The 15,590-nt window shown below is 71.5% G+C and carries 14 protein-coding genes and 3 pseudogenes; 10 read left to right on the plus strand and 7 right to left on the minus strand.

The window, feature by feature from the left end; all coding sequences use genetic code 11:
* Window positions 1-359: 359 nt before the first annotated feature.
* A complete protein-coding gene (locus tag ACGFNV_RS44590; protein WP_393631166.1) occupies window positions 360-1,607 on the plus strand; it encodes an erythromycin esterase family protein in 1,248 nt (415 codons plus the stop codon).
* Between the two features lie 40 nt (window positions 1,608-1,647).
* Here the strand turns inward: ACGFNV_RS44590 and ACGFNV_RS44595 are convergent, their stop codons facing one another.
* Window positions 1,648-2,136 (minus strand): hypothetical protein, encoded by a 489-nt coding sequence (locus ACGFNV_RS44595; RefSeq protein WP_393631168.1) that lies wholly within the window; start codon window positions 2,134-2,136, stop codon window positions 1,648-1,650.
* A 184-nt stretch (window positions 2,137-2,320) separates the two neighbouring features.
* Between ACGFNV_RS44595 and ACGFNV_RS44600 the strand changes: the two genes are divergently transcribed.
* Window positions 2,321-2,728 carry a DUF6234 family protein gene (locus tag ACGFNV_RS44600; RefSeq protein WP_393631169.1) on the plus strand — a complete coding sequence of 136 codons (408 nt, stop codon included), beginning with the start codon at window positions 2,321-2,323 and terminating at the stop codon, window positions 2,726-2,728.
* 54 nt (window positions 2,729-2,782) lie between these two features.
* Here ACGFNV_RS44600 and ACGFNV_RS44605 read toward each other — a convergent pair.
* Window positions 2,783-3,302: pseudogene (locus tag ACGFNV_RS44605) on the minus strand (phosphotransferase).
* 78 nt (window positions 3,303-3,380) lie between these two features.
* Between ACGFNV_RS44605 and ACGFNV_RS44610 the strand changes: the two are divergent.
* Entirely contained in the window at window positions 3,381-4,292 is a 912-nt protein-coding gene (locus ACGFNV_RS44610; RefSeq protein WP_393631171.1) for a hypothetical protein, read from the plus strand.
* 19 nt (window positions 4,293-4,311) lie between these two features.
* Here the strand turns inward: ACGFNV_RS44610 and ACGFNV_RS44615 are convergent, their stop codons facing one another.
* Window positions 4,312-5,847 carry an isocitrate lyase/phosphoenolpyruvate mutase family protein gene (locus tag ACGFNV_RS44615; RefSeq protein ID WP_393631173.1) on the minus strand — a complete coding sequence of 512 codons (1,536 nt, stop codon included), beginning with the start codon at window positions 5,845-5,847 and terminating at the stop codon, window positions 4,312-4,314.
* Between the two features lie 130 nt (window positions 5,848-5,977).
* Window positions 5,978-6,916 (minus strand): LysR family transcriptional regulator, encoded by a 939-nt coding sequence (locus ACGFNV_RS44620; RefSeq protein ID WP_393631175.1) that lies wholly within the window; start codon window positions 6,914-6,916, stop codon window positions 5,978-5,980.
* Between the two features lie 89 nt (window positions 6,917-7,005).
* On the opposite strand from ACGFNV_RS44620, the gene ACGFNV_RS44625 reads away from it, so the two are divergent.
* The 6 genes and pseudogenes from ACGFNV_RS44625 to ACGFNV_RS44650 all read left to right on the plus strand — a co-directional run bounded on the left by ACGFNV_RS44625 (window position 7,006) and on the right by ACGFNV_RS44650 (window position 11,228).
* On the plus strand, window positions 7,006-7,926 hold the full coding sequence (locus ACGFNV_RS44625; protein ID WP_393631177.1) for a zinc-binding dehydrogenase: 921 nt from the start codon (window positions 7,006-7,008) through the stop codon (window positions 7,924-7,926).
* A complete protein-coding gene (locus ACGFNV_RS44630) occupies window positions 7,923-8,915 on the plus strand; it encodes an alpha/beta hydrolase family protein (protein ID WP_393631179.1) in 993 nt (330 codons plus the stop codon). The genes ACGFNV_RS44625 and ACGFNV_RS44630 overlap by 4 nt, the downstream gene beginning before the upstream one ends.
* 66 nt (window positions 8,916-8,981) lie before the next feature.
* Window positions 8,982-9,406: pseudogene (locus tag ACGFNV_RS44635) on the plus strand (FCD domain-containing protein).
* 121 nt (window positions 9,407-9,527) lie between these two features.
* Entirely contained in the window at window positions 9,528-10,424 is an 897-nt protein-coding gene (locus ACGFNV_RS44640) for a DMT family transporter (protein WP_393631269.1), read from the plus strand.
* 133 nt (window positions 10,425-10,557) lie between these two features.
* Window positions 10,558-10,890 (plus strand): annotated as a pseudogene (locus tag ACGFNV_RS44645) (helix-turn-helix domain-containing protein); the annotation flags it as partial.
* Window positions 10,891-10,991: 101 nt separating this feature from the next.
* Window positions 10,992-11,228, plus strand: a complete 237-nt coding sequence (locus ACGFNV_RS44650; RefSeq protein WP_393631181.1) for a hypothetical protein — start codon at window positions 10,992-10,994, stop codon at window positions 11,226-11,228.
* Between the two features lie 141 nt (window positions 11,229-11,369).
* Here ACGFNV_RS44650 and ACGFNV_RS44655 read toward each other — a convergent pair whose 3' ends face one another.
* Together ACGFNV_RS44655 and ACGFNV_RS44660 are read right to left on the minus strand one after the other, a co-directional pair.
* A complete protein-coding gene (locus tag ACGFNV_RS44655; RefSeq protein WP_393631183.1) occupies window positions 11,370-11,810 on the minus strand; it encodes a glutaredoxin domain-containing protein in 441 nt (146 codons plus the stop codon).
* Between the two features lie 31 nt (window positions 11,811-11,841).
* The gene (locus ACGFNV_RS44660; protein WP_393631185.1) at window positions 11,842-13,329 is read right to left on the minus strand and encodes a long-chain fatty acid--CoA ligase; all 1,488 of its coding nucleotides are present in this window, start codon (window positions 13,327-13,329) and stop codon (window positions 11,842-11,844) included.
* Between the two features lie 151 nt (window positions 13,330-13,480).
* Here ACGFNV_RS44660 and ACGFNV_RS44665 point away from each other — a divergent pair, with 151 nt between their 5' ends.
* Window positions 13,481-14,671, plus strand: a complete 1,191-nt coding sequence (locus tag ACGFNV_RS44665; RefSeq protein ID WP_393631186.1) for a PucR family transcriptional regulator — start codon at window positions 13,481-13,483, stop codon at window positions 14,669-14,671.
* 124 nt (window positions 14,672-14,795) lie between these two features.
* Here ACGFNV_RS44665 and ACGFNV_RS44670 read toward each other — a convergent pair whose 3' ends face one another.
* Window positions 14,796-15,557, minus strand: coding sequence for an SDR family NAD(P)-dependent oxidoreductase (locus ACGFNV_RS44670; RefSeq protein WP_393631188.1), 762 nt, complete (start codon window positions 15,555-15,557; stop codon window positions 14,796-14,798).
* Window positions 15,558-15,590 lie beyond the last annotated feature (33 nt).

Genomic DNA, 15,590 nt, shown 5'->3' on the forward strand with positions numbered 1-15,590 from the left:
CGGCTTCGCCGCCATGCAGGCCGAAGGCTTCGTCAACCTCGCCCTCCCCATGCCCCGCTTCCTGCGCCGCCGCAAAGCCACCCCACGCGCATGCGCCCATAGCGTCGCTGACGGCGTGTCCGCGCCGCCTGGGCCGTGACATCGAACACCGCGAGCGCGTGGTGCAGCGGGATACCCGCCTCTCCGGCGCTTACGACACCGGGTGGGCCCGGCGGTTGCGTTGTAGGGGGCCCGGTCGGCGTGGGCCGCCATGGTGGCGAGCGACGGCCGGATCGTAGGCCTGCCCGCTCCAGGAAGAAGGTGATCACCCGGGGCATGGGTAACCTCTGCGGACACGGCGGCGACAGAGGGGGATTCACGTGTCGGACGAGGTGACGGGCTGGTTGGCCCGGAGCGCTTTACCGTTGAGCGGCCTGACGGCAGGAGGGTCCACCACTGATCTCCAGCCGCTGAAGAAGGTCCTCGAGGGCGTGCGGATCGTGGGCTTGGGGGAAGCCACGCACGGGACGCGTGAGTTCTTCCAACTCAAGCACCGGCTCCTGGAGTTCCTCGTGACGGAGCTGGGGTTCTCGGTCCTGGCCATGGAGGCCGGCGCGTCGGCCGGCCCAGCCGTCGACGCCCATGTCCGCCACGGCGAGGGCGATGCCGCGAAGGTGCTTGCCGGGCTGGGGTTCTGGACCTGGCGCACCCATGAGGTCCTCGCGATGATCGAGTGGATGCGCGACTACAACCGGGGACGCCCGGAAGAGCGGAAGGTGCGTTTCGTAGGCATCGACCCGCAGCTGTGCGGTGCCTCTCTGGCGGCGCTCGACTCCTTCCTGAGCGAGGTGGCTCCGGAGCACGTGGCAGGGCTCCTCTCCCCGCTCCGCGTACTCGACATGGCACACCCCGGATCGCGACCCGACCCTCAGCGGCGCCTGGTGCGCGCCGCGGAGGAACTGCGGGAGTTCCTCCACCGCCTCGGCCCCGGCCCAGATGCAGCCGACGCGCTCCGGCACGCCCGGATCCTGGTCCGGGCCGCCGACGTCGTGACGCGCCCCAGACAGCACACGGACCCGGAACAGACGGCCTTCGCGGCACGCGACCGGTACATGGCCGAGGCCGTCCGGGAGCTGGCCCACGATCCGTCCACCAAGATCGCCCTCTGGGCACACAACGGGCACATCACCAAGAGCCGCTACGGCGGCGGAACACCGGCACTGGGGCAGCACCTGCACACCTGGTACGGCAACGCCTACTACGCACTCGGCCTGCTGTTCGGCAGCGGTTCCTTCCGCGCTCGTCGGATGTGGCCCGGCCCCTGGTCCCGCCCCCGGCCCGGCGCGCTCGTCAGCAACCGCGTCGGCCCCGCCCACCCCGGCACCGTGGAAGCCCGGCTCGCCACCGCCAACCCGGGCGATCATCTCGTGGACCTGCGCGGCGCGGTCGACGCACCGACGGCCGTACGGGAGTGGATCAGCGGCCGGCATCTCACACGAAGCTTCGGCGCCGTGGTGCCGCGCTGGACCTATCACTTCAACCACAGCCCCGCCTGCCCGGCCGAGGAGTACGACGGGCTGGCCTACGTCGCGGTCTCGACCGACTCCCAGCCCCTGCCCATCTCATGAACGGGCCCCGGACAACCACCGCTTGAGAACTCCAGGCCGGTCACCGTCGGGCCTCCGCCGCGAAAGCGTCGAGGAGCTTGGTCGCGGCCTCCGCCACCTCGGGATCCACGGACTCCGTCAGCCCCTGGACGAGCTGACGACCGGCCAGTACGGCCCGGTGCGCATCGGCCTCCCACTGGGCCTTGCGGACGTAGTTGCCCGTGTACCGGGGGCCGGCGGCCGCCAATGCCTGGCTCCACACGTGTGACACGTAGATGTTCCTCAGGAGGTTGAGCACTTCCGCCTTGCATTGCACATGGGGGGCGCCCGCCAGCTCCAGAAGGAAGGGCACGGTGGGAGCGGTGGCCTCGGCGATGACGAACCCGAGTTCGCACACGAGGTCGGCCACATAGTCCAGGGCCAGATCACCGGCCTCACGGTCCCCCCAGGCCGCCTTGGCCAACAGCGTGGGAATGTCCTTCGCCGAGCCCCGAACCACCTGTAGGTCTCCCCACGGCACCCGCTGGAGCCCCCGTAAGATACTCCCCATACCGCCTCCCCCGTCCCCGAACGTGCCGCCGACGCCCAACCGGTCCAGGATGCGCCGAGACTGATCGCAGAGCCACTGGAATTCCCAGCGTCCCAGCGGGGCTTGCCGCTCTGACGGATGCCGAGCACGGCGTTGAGTACCCGTACTCATGCGCCCGTCCCCTCGCGCAGGCAAGGTGGCGGGCATGGATCTGCCCATGGCGCCGCCGGCCGTCGACACCACCACCGGCCGCGAGCAACGCGCCCACGCCGACCGGGGTGCGGACATCGGAGCCGGCTGTGGTCTGGTGCTTCTTGAACTGATCAGCTTGGTGGTGATTTTCGGGCTCTGGTTCCTGTCCGGGGTCACCCTCGATCCGGGCACGGCCGTCGAGACGGACTCGTTGTGGGGCTACTTGGCCGCCGCCGGCGGAGTCGGTGTCCTCGCCGTCGTGTCGGCCGCGATCGCCGCCCGCGTCGGGGCGACGGTGACGGTTGTCAGCCAGGGCGTCATGGCCGCCCTGATCTGTCTCCTGGTCTTCGGCGGGGCCACGGTGCAGTCCCACGAGGACGCGACGTGCCGTGCCACCCCGGCGGCGGGATGCGACGGCTGACCGTGTGGGAGGCACTGATCAGCCGGGGCCGGCGGTCGCTGCCCTCCCGGTCGTTCAGCGGGCCGTTGCGACGAGTCGTCGCAGCGTGGCCTGCCCTGGTGGGCCCCAAGTGGCCTTGCCGCCGACGCGGCCGTGGACGCCGGCGTCGCCGATGAGGATGCCGCTGAGGGCTCTCAGCACCGCCCAGCTGCGGACGCGGCGCGGGGTCCCAGGGCGTCGGCCGCCTCCGCACCTCTCGTGGCGGGGGCACGGTCGGCGCGCGCCCCGCACCCAGGTGGTGACGATCCAGGGGCGCGGAAACCTCTCGGGGGCTCGCCGAGCCGCTGCGGGACGGGGACGGGCAACGGAAGGCGCGGGGCGAGGGAGGGCAGCCAGGCGTGTTCCTTGCGCAGCAGCGCGTCCGCGGACTGCGTCGTCCCGGGCAACCGGACGGCGAGGTCGTTGCCGTGCCTCCACAAGTGGTTGTTCCAGCCACGCGCGCCAAGACTCACAGGACATCGGCCAGGTCCGGGTGCTGGTCGACGAGCAGTTCCCGGACCAGCTCCGCGATGATCTCGATTTCGGCGTGCGTCATGCGGAGCAACGGTGGCCAAGGCCACAGTGCAGTAGTCCCCGAACGGTCTGACCGGCCGCATCGTTAGGCTCCTTGCTCATGCGCATAGCAACTTGCGGACCCGCCCGCGTCGCCGTCGCTCTCACCGCTGCCTGTCTGACCGCTGCCACCGGCTGTTCGTCCAACTCCGGTGACAGCGACAGCGATTCGAAGGTGCTGAGGCAGCTGGCAATCCTGGCCGACGGCAACGGCACGGGCCAGGTGACCTACCTGGACGTCGCCACGGCACGGAAGCTGGACAAGGAGAAACCGAAGCGGTTCGGTGCCGTCGGGCAGCCCGGTACCAGCCTGCTGACCTCGTACCGGCCCGGGCCGTGGGGACAGCACCTCGAAGTCACCCAGATCGACACCACCGTCGACAGCGCGAAGGCGGGTCGTTGGGAGGGCTCGTTCGACGTGGCGGCGATCACCAAGTCGATGAAGGCGAACGGCTACGCGCAAAGCGAGAAGGACGGCAAGACGATCTGGACGGCGTCTGACGACTCGGGAGTGTCGTTCCAGATCTCGAAGGACGAGATCACCTACTCCCAGGGAGCTCCGGCCATGTCGGGGGTCAAGCCGAAAGAGGGCGCCTCGCTGGCCGACAAGGAGGAGTACCAGCGCGCGGCAGAGTGTCTGGGCGATGTCTACCGCGCCGACTTCGCCCCACTCACCTCCGCCAAGCCCAAGCCCGTGCGGCTGTCCGTCCTCGGCCAGCGGGCCGACTCCGCCGCCGAGAACACCGAGGTGTTGTGCTTCGTGACCAAGGACGAAGCGACCGCCAAGCGTCTCGCGGCCGAGCTGCGCTCGGTCGTCCGTGACAAGTCGCCACGGTACGACGGCGCCAAGGTGACCGTGGGGAACGGCGATATGCCCTTCGTACGAGCAGCCGTCCCGGACACCGCGACGCAGCGTCCCGGCCGACTCGCGACCCACAACGTCGACCTGTGGATGGCGATGCATGATCTTTGACAGGGCGGGGCGCAAAAGTCTACCGGCGTACTTCAGGTGCTCCCAGCGCCTGTACCTCGGCGTAGGAGAGGGGCCCGAAGTCCGTCGGCCGGCCGTCGCGGATGGTGGTCGCGGTGGTCACGGCCGCCGCCAGGGCGCTGCGGTAGAGCAGCGAGCCGAGGCTGATCCTGCGCACACCCAGCGCGGCCAGCTCGGCGACGGTGGGGCCGTTCGGCGTGTACAGGATGTTCAGCGGGACGACGAGGGTTGCCGTCAGGGCGGCGATCGCGTGCTGATCCGACAGCCCCGGCACGAACACCCCGTCCGCACCGGCCTGTTCGTAGAGCGCGAGGCGGACAGCGGTCTCGTCCTCCCGGCTGCCCAGCCAGTGGGTGTCGGTGCGTGCGTTCACGAAAAGCCCCGGCACGGCGGCCTTGACGGCGGCGATCTTCGCGGCGTGCCGTTCCACGGGGGCGAGTGTGCCGTCCGGGCGGCCGTCCTCGAGGTTGATGCCCGCCGCGCCCGCGTCGTGCAACTGCCGGGCCAGTCGAGCCACCTCGTCCGGGTCGTCGCTGAAGCCCCCCTCGGCGTCGACGGTGAACAGGACGGAGCTCCGTCCGAGTCGGCGGGCCAGCGCCAGCGTCGCTGCGGCGGTCGCGGCCGCGCCGTCGGGCAGGCCGGCGGCCGCGGCCACGCCCAGGCTGGTGGTGCCGATCGCCGGGAAGCCCTGTGCCGCGAGAAGGGCCGCGGAGGCGTGGTCCCAGGCGTTGGGGAGCAGCAGGGGTGCGGCCTGGTGGTGCAGGCGGGCGAAGTCGGTCAGCGGGCGCCGGAGCACGCCGTGGGCCAGGGCGAGGGCATGGGCCCGGCCGGGACAGACCCGTGGCGGTGCGCCGAAGGTGAGGGGCACAGGGTGCACGCGATGGGCTTTCGCCATGTCCAGGAGCACGACATCGCCCTCGGCGATGTCCCGACCGGCGACCCGGGTGGCCTTCGCAGCGACCCGGCGCATGATCCGCACCGGCGGATCGTCCCGGAGCACCCGCGCCAACGGAACGTCGCCGCCCGCCGCGGCCTCCACCAGCGCACCCGTCGCCTCGCATGCCTGCACCAACAGCCCGATGCGGTTGGCGACGGACTCCAGCGCGGCCTCATCCGCGCGTTCCGGCGCCAGTTGCGCCACCAGCCGGGCCACCGCCTCGTCCGCGGCCTCGTCCTCACCCCCGAAGTAGGCTCCCGCCACCACGGTCACGGCCTCGGCGACCGAACCGGGGTCCGGCATCCCGAGTCCTTCGGCGAGGGTACGCACCACCCGCACCCGAGCCTCCTGCTCGGGCCCTGCCGCCGCTGCCCGCCACAGCGAGGCGGGCTCCAGTCGGGCCAACTCCGCTTCCACCACCGCCCGCCTCCGCCGATGCGGCTCACCGGAACTGAACCGGGCCACAGTGGCACGCAGCCAGGCGACACTCGCTCCGGCCGGGCCGTCTTCCGCAGCCGGAAGCTCCGGAACGAGCGCCTGGTCGGCAAGCGCCGCCCGCACGTCCTCGTAACGGTCGAACTCATGCATCGTGTGCGTCATGGCCCTGACGTTAGAGCCGGAACAGTTCGGTACCGCCCGAACCATTCCCGCGGCATCACGTGGGCATGGGATGCCCCTTGGCCCCCACCCCTTCGGCCAGCTGCCCAGGCGCTGCCACTCGAAGCCGGCCCTAGTGCCGCTCGCTGGACGCAGCAGGCGGTTCGGGCAGCCAGTCGCGTGCCGGGTCGTACTCCAGCCATCGGCTTCGGCCCGCTTCCGCGGCGCAGGCGGCGGTGAGGGCATCCAGTCCGGGGTGCCGGTCGCCGGTGTGCCACAGCAGTGACCAGGCGTAGAGCGGGGTGGGGTCGACCAGTGGGATCGAACGCAGCCCGGGGACGTCCGGCAGCGGCACGTCGGCCGGCAGCAGCGAGAAACGTCGCGGATCGTCCGCGACCTCTTCGAGGAAGTGAGTGAGCCCCAGGTTGACGCCTGCGGCCCGGTCCCGGATGTCGAATCGGTCGGCGAACTGGTGGAGGAAGTCGAGCCGGTCCAGCGCACCGGGTGCCCACAGCATGCTGCCGCGCAACTGGTCGGGCCGTAGCGCCGGTTCGGCTGCGCAGGGATGGTGCGCGCTCAGGACCGCGTCGACCGGTTCGAGGCGGACCAGGCGGTGTGACAGGCCTGCGTGCAGCGGGGGGTGAACCCGTCCGAAGGCCGCGTCGATGTCACCGTGCAGCAGCGCGTCCGTCACTGATGGCAGATCGCGCCCGTGCCCGAGCACCAGGTTCCCGGCCCGTCCCGCGACCTGGGCCAGCGTCCGCAAAGGCGCGTAGAGGTGCCCCCAGACGTCGACACGCAGCGGGCGGTCCTTCCCGAGAGCCGCCGCGACCGCGGTGTCGGCGGCGGTCAGGGTCTGCCGGGCCGGCGGGAGGAAACGTTGTCCGGCTTCCGTGAGGCGAACCCCGGTGCCGCCGCGCTGGAACAGCTTGACGCCGAGCAGGTTTTCCAGTCGCGCGATCCTCTTGGACAGCGCCTGCTGTGAGATGGCGAGTGTTCCGGCCGCCCGCCCGAAGTGCAGTTCCTCGGCGGCGCGTACGAAGGCACGTACCTGCGCCACGTCGAAATCCATGGCCCTCACCATAGGCGACAACCAGAAGTTGTCGGCCTTGCTTGTCGGTTGTTGGATCACCGGATGGCCGTGCGGGTTGCATGCTTGGCATGCAGAGACTGATTCCCACGGGGGAAGCGGCGCGTCCGGTCGCCTTCGCCGAGGCCCCCCAGCCCGTCCCGGAGCCCGGTGAGGCACTGATCAAAGTCGAGGCGTTCGCGCCGAACCGGGGTGAGACGTTCCTCCTCGAACACCCCCACCCAGGGGTGCTGCCGGGCAAGGACATCGCAGGACTCGTCGTACAGGCCGCAGCCGACGGCACGGGCCCCGGCATCGGCACCCGCGTGGTCGGGCATCCGGCGCAAGGCGGCTGGGCCGAGTACGCCGCCGTGCCCACGCACTCGCTCGCGGTGCTCCCGGACAGCATCGACAGCGTCCGGGCCGCGGCCCTGCCCCTGGCGGGGATCACCGCCCTGCGCCTGCTGCGTACGGCCGGTTCCCTGGTCGGCCGACGGGTGCTGCTGACCGGTGCCTCGGGCGGGGTCGGCCACTACGTCACCGAACTGGCCGTGCGGGCCGGAGCCGAGCTGACCGCGGTGACGGCCACACCGGAACGCGGGGAGCGGCTAGCGGAGTTGGGCGCCGAGGTGGTGCACGAGGTCGCGGGGACTCACGGGCCGTTCGACGTCGTGCTGGAATCCACGGGCGGGCCGGACCTGCCACTCGCCCTCGCCAAGACGCGCCCGGGAGGCACCCTCGTCTGGTTCGGCCAGGCGAGCCGCACCCCGGTCACCCTCGACTTCTTCCAACTGCTCGGTGGCCCCGAACGCGCCACGATCCGGCACTTCCACTACGCCGGCGCCCCGTACGGCTCTGATCTGGAGGTTCTGGTGAGCCTCGTGCAACGGGGGCGGCTGCACCCGGAGATCGGCCGGATCGCCGACTGGGCGGAGACCGCCGGCACTCTGGTCGACCTGCGGGAGCGCCGGATCCGCGGCAAGGCCGTCCTTCTGATTGGAGGAGCGCGATGAGCGTCTCCGCATTCGCCGCCGCCCAGTGGACACGCGCCACCGGCGCGGGCGTCGACCCCCACGAGTACCGGCGCGTCACCGATGGGCTCAGCTCCGTCGCCGACTGGGGGCCTTCCTTCCTGCGCACCGGGCACGGCTACCTCGAGCGCGCGCAGGACGCGGGATCGTCCGTCTCGGCCGGTGCCTACCTGTTGATGGCAGCGCGATGGTTCCACCTCGCCACGCTCGCGCCGTACGCTGAGGCACCGCGTGCCGCCGCCGAGGCGGACCACGCCTTGGGCAGGGCGCTCACCGTGCTGGAGCCCGGTGCCCGGCGCGTGAGCGGCGAGGGATTCACCGGCTGGCTGCGCGGCCCCGTCGACGCGCCCGGCACCGTGGTCGTCGTCCCTGGCCTGGACTCGGCCAAGGAGGAGTTCCTCGATCTGGTGTCCGCGCTGCTGGCCAGGGGTATTGCCGTGTTCGCCATGGACGGCCCCGGGCAGGGCGTGCTCGCGGCCACGACGACCCTCAGGCCGGACTACGAGGAGGTCGTGGGCCGGGTCATCGACGCCCTCGGTGTCGCACGCGTCGGGCTCGTCGGCCTCAGTCTGGGCGGCTACTTCGCGGCCCGGGCCGCGGCGCTGGAGCCGCGCGTGGCGGCGGTCGCCACCGTCAGCGGCCCCTTCCATCTCGACTGGGAGGAACTGCCCCCGCCGGTGCGGGACATCATGGCCCGACGCGCCGGAGGCCCCGACGCCGCCCGCGAGTTCGCCCACCACGTGGACCTCGCCGCCCTGGCACCCCGCATCGCAGCCCCCCTCCTGGTCGCGGACGGAGGCCAGGACGTCATCCCCGGCGTGACGAACGGCGAGCCCCTGGCCCGTCTGGCACCGCACGGCACGTACCTGTCCGTCCCCCACGGCGACCACCTCCTCGGCAACGCACGGCCCGACTGGCTACTCCACGTCTCCGACCACTTCACGCACACCCTGCCGGAAACACAGACATGAACCGCTTCACCGGTCGGCATGTTCGTCGCCGTGCCGTCGCGGCGCGAGCTCACCGAGCTGTTCCAGATGAAGGAGCTGCTGGAGGGCGCCGCGGCCCGACTGCCGGCCTTCCGCGGCAACGTGCCCGAGGTGGAACGGATGCGGACCAACATGCGCGAGGCCGACGAGGCCGTCCGCACGGGCAGCGCGGGCAGCGCGGAGCGGTACGCCGAGCTGGTCCACGACTTCACGACCTGATCGTGACCGGCGCGGACAACACCGAGCTGGAGGCGTACTACCGCACGCTCATGAACCAGCTGGCCTACGCCCGACTCGTCCGCACCTCGCCGGCCCGGCCCGGCCGCCTCAGCGAGTCCGACACCGAGCACCACCGGGTCATCGACCTCATCCTCGCCAAGGACGGCGACGGCACGGAACAGGTCATGCGCGAGCACGTCCGCCGCAGCCACCAGGCCCTGATGGCCGGCATGGACGAGCGGCGGGAACAGTAGCCGACGGAGCGGTCAACGCTCCGCGCCCCCGGACTCCGATCGCGCCCGCACCCCGTCCGGGCCACCATGGCAGGAGGAGCCACCCGGCGTCACACGCCCTCCGATCCGGGAGGTGGCAACGCTGCACACCCTGCTCCCCGTCGTCTTCGCGCTCTGCGCGGCCTTCAGCAACGCCGTCGCGACGGTGCTGCAACGCAAGGCGGCGCTCACCGTGCCCCGCTCCGAGGGTTTCCGGGCCGGGCTGATGCTCGATCTGCTGCGGCGGCGCGTCTGGTTGGCCGGCATCCTCGCAGTGATCGCCGCCGCCGTCTGCCAGGCGCTGGCCCTGGCGACCGGGCCGCTGACGATCGTGCAGCCGCTGTTCGTGCTGGAGCTGCCGCTCACCCTCGTCGTCGCCTCACTGCTGATGCACCGGCATCTGCCGGGCGCCGGCTGGCTGGCCGTGACGGTGGTGGTGGCCGGGCTCGCGGTCGGGCTCGCCGCCGCGTCCCCCACCGGCAACCGCACCCATGTGGCGCTGGACCGCTGGATTCCCGCGCTCGCCGTGTGCGCGGGAATCGTCGCGGCCCTCGCCGTCGCGGCCCTCCGGTGCCCGGAGGGCCGGGCCCGGGCAGCCTGTCTGGGGTCCGCGACGGCGATCAGTTACGCGGTGACCGCGGCCCTGATGAAGGCGTCCATGCACATCCTCGACGACCAGGGACTCGTGGGCTTCTTCTCCGCCTGGCAGACGTACGCGTTCGCCTCCACCGGCGTATGTGCGCTGTTCCTGCTGGAGAACGCGATGCAGGCCGGTCCCCTGGTCGCCTCCCAGCCCGCGCTCACCCTCGGCGACGCGATGGTGAGCCTCGCCCTCGGCATCACCCTGTACGAGGAGGAGATCCGCTCCGGGTGGTGGCTCCTGCCCCAACTGTGCGGGGTCGCGCTGATCGCCGCCGGGGTCCTCGCGCTGGCGCGGATTCCACTCAACCAGTCGCTGGTGGCACCGGACGAGAAGCGCGCGACGACCGGGGCGCGCTGAGTCAGGGGGCCCGGCAGGCACCGGGACTCGCCGTGCCGGCGAACCTCAGCGTCGCCGGATGACTGTCGCTCCGATGTCGTCCACCGTCGCCCCAATGGGCCCGGTGAGCCAGACGTACCGGGGACCGCGTATGGCCGGAATCGGACATTACACCCGATTCCGCGACGAACTCGAACACTCCCACCCCACCGTCCGTCGCGCCGAGGAGTACGCCGCCCGGCTCGGCTACACCGTGAAGACCCTCACCCGCGCCTGCCTGGCGGCCACGGGGCACCCCGTGAAGCACGTCATCGACACCCGCGTGGCCCTGGAGGCACAGCGCCTCCTCGCCCACACCGACGACCCCGTCGCCACCGTCGCCCGCCGACTCGGCTTCAGCGAACCCACCAACTTCGGCAAGTTCTTCACCCGCCTCACGGGCACCACCCCGGGCGACTTCCGCCGCATACACCGGGGCGGGGACTGACGCGTCACAGTTACCTTCCAGCGCGCCGGGACGTTGATGGGTGCTCAAAGGATCTTGATCCGCCCGGGCAACCACACCGCGCATAGGGAAGGACGAAGTCGATGCGAAACCCCACCCCCGTCCGGCAGGCCGTGACACGTTCTGCCACCACCGTCGTGCTCACCTCGGGGCTGCTGGCCATGGGTGTCGCCGGCGCCCACGCTGTCGAAGCTCCCGGAGCGAGTTCTGCCCCTGCGGGCAAGGTCGACGTTCTCGGCGGCCTGGTCTCCCACATGCAAGGGATGCTCAGCGGCGGCGCTCTCCACACCGTCCTGCCAGGCGGCATTCTGGGAGGTTGACAGCCTTCCCGCTGCCACCGACGTCCTGGGAGGCCGGCCATGTCGTAGCGGTCTCCGCGGCCCGGCTCGTCATTCATCCAGCCGGCGTGCCCTGGTGAAAGTACATGCGCCGGCCCGTCTCCGTCCTGCGCCACAGGAGGCTCAACCGCGCAACCGGGAGAGTTGCTCGCGCACCCATGCGGGATCGGGGTTGGTGTGCGGCCGGCCGGCCACGATGACGGTCGGCACGGTCTCGTTGCCGTCGTTGGCCGCCCTCACCGCAGCGGCTCCGGCCGGGTCACGCCATATGTCGACCCAGTGCAGCTTGCGGGCGCTGCGGCCCAGCCGGATGCGCAGTCGCACGCAGTACTGACATCCCGGTCGCCAGAAGACGACCGGCCGGCCGTCGACCGCGCTGCGGCGTTGTGCCTCCAGCGCGTCGATCGACTTCGGGAAGATCAGAGGCGAGTTCACGCCTGCGAGCAGCACAAAGGCCAGCAGGAGCGCTGCGGCCGCGCCGGGCGTCCCATCGACGGTCAGCCCGGCCGCGAGGGCTGAGCCGCAGAACACCAGCAGTATCGGCAGGATCCAAGCGCGTGTCATGAGGACGAAGGCTAGCTCCGGTGAGGTCGCGTCAGCCGGTCGGGGCGGTGATCTCCCGCTTGAGGATCTTGCCGCTGGGGCCGGTGGGCAGTTGGTCCACGAGCCATATCTTGCGGGGGTACTTGTACGCGGCCACCCGGTCCTTGACGAACTCGCGCAGTTCGTCGGGGGTGGCGTGGGCACCCGGGCGCAGGACGACCGCGGCCGCGATCTCCTCGCCCAGGTGGGAGTCGGCCACACCCACCACGGCGGCGAGGGCGACGGCCGGGTGCTCGTGGAGCACCTCCTCGATCTCGCGCGGGTAGACGTTGTAGCCGCCGCGGATGATCATGTCCTTCTTGCGGTCGACGATGTAGAGGTAGCCGTCCTCGTCCTGTCGCGCGAGGTCGCCGGAGCGCAGCCAGCCGTCCGGGATCGTGGCCGCCGTCTCCTCCGGGCGGTTCCAGTACCCCTTCATGACGTTGGGCCCGCGCACCGCCAGCTCCCCGATCTCCCCGGGGGCCACGTCCTGGCCCTTGTCGTCCACCAGTCGCACCTCCACGTCCCGGATCGGGGTGCCGATGGACCCGGCCTTGCGTGGCCGGTCGGGGTGGTTGAAGGAGACCACCGGACTGGTCTCGGACATGCCGAAGCCCTCCAGCACGGCGCAGCCGAAGCGCCGCTCGAAGCCGTGCAGGACCTCCACCGGCAGGGAGGCCCCGCCGGAGACGCACATGCGCAGCGTCGACACGTCCGCTGCGGCGGGGTGCTGGAGCAGGGCGGCGTACATGGTCGGCACGCCCTCGAAGACGGTGGCCCGGTCGCGGGCGATGGCGTCCAGCACGGTCTGCGGGTCGAAGCGGGGGACGAGGGTGAGGGAGGCACCGGCGCGGACGGCCACGCTCATGGTGCAGATCTGGCCGAAGATGTGGAACAGCGGAAGACAGCCGACCACCACGTCCTGTGCGGTCATCTGCTGCACATGCACCGTGTTGACCTCGGTGTTGTGGCGCAGCCCGCCGTGGGTGAGCGCGGCGCCCTTGGGGCGACCGGTGGTGCCGGAGGTGTACAGCAGTACGGCCACCTCGTCGTCGGCCGGCTCCGCGACGTCGGACAGCGGCTCGTGTCCGGCCAGCAGTCCGGCGAAGGCGACGGGCTCGACGGCCACGTGCCGTACCCCGGCGGCGGCCGCGCCCTGGGCGCCCTCGCCCGGCGCCTGATGCCACTCGAACAGCAGCCGTGCCCCGGAGTCGCCGAGGTGGTATTCGGTCTCCCGCGCCTTCAGCAGAGGGTTCATCGGTACGACGATGCCGCCGGCGCGCAGTACGCCGTAGTAGAGGACGACGAACTCGGGCACGTTGGGCAGCATCAGGGCCACGCGATCGCCGGGCCGCACACCTTCGGCCCGTAGCAGCGCCGCGGCGCGGGCACTGCGTTCGTCCAGCTCCGCGTAGGAGGTGACCTGGCCGCCCAGGCGCAGTGCCGGACGCTCCGGCTGTCGCTGGGCCGTCTGCACGAGGAACTCCGCCAGATTGGCCATGGTCCGCCCTTCATGAATGTCGCCGTCGAAATCCGCCGTTCACGTGGACGACATGGTGCTGCCGTCCCTGACGACGGCCTATGGGCTGTGGCACAGCGTCTGTCCGTCCGGGTTGTTCCTGGGAACAAGACGGGTGGAATAAGCTGCGGTGATGGATCTCTCAGGTGTGGTCTCGGCACTCCATGAGCGGCTGCCGGAGCTGGGCGAGCGGATGGCGCAGCGCATCCGTGCCGACGTCGAGGCGTACCAGGACGAGTCGCTGATCCCCTTCGAGTCCCTGCGCCGCTCGTGCACCGCCAACGCCGACCTCGTCCTGAGCCACTTCCACAGCGCGGACGCCCCGGAACCGAGCCCGGCCCGTGAGACCGGGCGCATACGCGCCGAGCAGGGCATGCCGCTGGCCGACACCCTGCACGCCTATCGGATCGGCTTCGAACTGCTCTGGTCGGAGATCGTCGAGGAGGCGCGCACCCACCCCGAGGTCACCGACGCCCAACTGGTGTCCCAGTCGGCCGAGATCTGGGCGCTGTTCGGCCGCTACGCGGAGGCCGTCGCAGCGGCCCACCGGGAGACCTCGGCCGAGTTGACGCTGCAACGTGAGGCGCGGCGATCGGCCCTGGTGGAGGCGCTGTTCACCGGTGTCCTCTCGGATCGCACCACGTTGTGGGAGGCAGCTCGCGAACTGGGTCTGCCCGAACACGGCCCCTACGCGGTCGCCGTGGCGGTGGCGGGCGCTCCCGGTGAGGAGCCCCTGGCAGGTATCGAGGCCGCGCTGCGTCAGGCCCAACTCCCCTCGGCCTGGCGCCTGTTGCCCGACCAGCAGATCGGTGTGATCGCCCTGGCCACACCCACGTCGGAGCACACCTGTCTGCGCACCCTGCGCCACACCCGCGCCCGGGTGGGCGTGAGCCCTACCTTCCCCTCCCTGCGGGACACGCCGCGGGCCCTGCGCTTCGCCCGGCTGGCCCTGGCGGGCCTTCCGGGCACCCAACCCGGTGTCGCGCGGTTCGACGACAACCTGCTGGCGATGGTCGTGGCCGCCGCTCCGACCGAAGCCGCGCATCTGACGGAGGTGGTCTTCCGGCCGCTCCTCGACCTACCGGCCGCGGAACGCGCCCGGCTGCTGGCCACTCTGGAACACTGGTTCACCGCCGCCGGCTCGGCCGCGGACGCGGCCCGGACCCTCTTCGTCCACCCCAACACCGTCCGCTACCGGCTCCGCCGCATCGAGGAACTGACCGGCCGCCCCCTCTCCGACCCACGGGCCGTGGCAGACCTCCGTGCCGCGCTCCTGGCGGTACGCGACTCCGGTGTGGAGCAGGGCGGGCCACTACGGGCCTGACCCGTCCGACGCAGCAACGAGCGCACTGCTCGGCGTGCCGGCCCTCGGTACGGATCCGACTCCGCCCGGGTCGCAGGCACAGCGACTCAGGCGGGAACGTCGCGTGCTCGTCCCGAGTCGCAGCTCAGCGGACCGACATCCTCAGGGCGCCGTCCATGCGGATGGTCTCGCCGTTCAGGTAGTCGTGCTCGGCGATCATGGTGACCAGGCGCGCGAACTCGTCGGGCTGGGCGAGGCGCTGGGGGAAGGGGACGCTCGCGGCGAGGCCGGCCCGGACCTCGTCGCCGAAGCCGGCCATCATGGGGGTGTCCACGATGCCGGGGGCGACGGTGACCACGCGGATGCCGTGCTGGGCCAGGTCACGGGCGGCGGTCAGGGTCATGCCCGCGACGCCGGCCTTGGAAGCGGAGTAGGCGATCTGGCCGACCTGCCCCTCGAACGCGGCGATCGACGCGGTGTTGACGATGACTCCGCGCTGCCCGTTGCCGTCCGGCTGGTGCCGGGCGATCGACTCGGCGGCCAGGCGCAGGACGTTGAAGGTGCCCAGCAGGTTGACCTTCAGCACGGCGTGGAACAGGTCGAGGTCGTGTGGCCCGGAGCGGCCCAGGATGCGGGCGGACGGGGCGATGCCGGCGCAGTTGACGGTGAGCCGCAGTTCCGCGCCGTCGGCGTCCACGCGGGCCAGCGCCTCGCGGACCGGTGCCTCTTCGGTGACGTCCGCGGCGAGCAGGGTGACGCCGTCGGGCTGCGGTCCCGCGGCGGACACCGCCTTGTCCAGGTCGAGGCCGTAGACGGTGGCACCGCGCGCGGCGAGGGCGGCCGCGGTCGCCGCGCCCAGGCCCGAGGCCGCTCCGGTGACCAGCGCTGCGGTTCCGGCAAGGTTCATGGTTCTCCTCGGTGGTGGTCCGTGATGCTGGAG

Origin of the sequence: Streptomyces sp. NPDC048751, from assembly GCF_043198595.1 — a bacterium.
Taxonomy (GTDB): Bacteria; Actinomycetota; Actinomycetes; order Streptomycetales; family Streptomycetaceae; genus Streptomyces.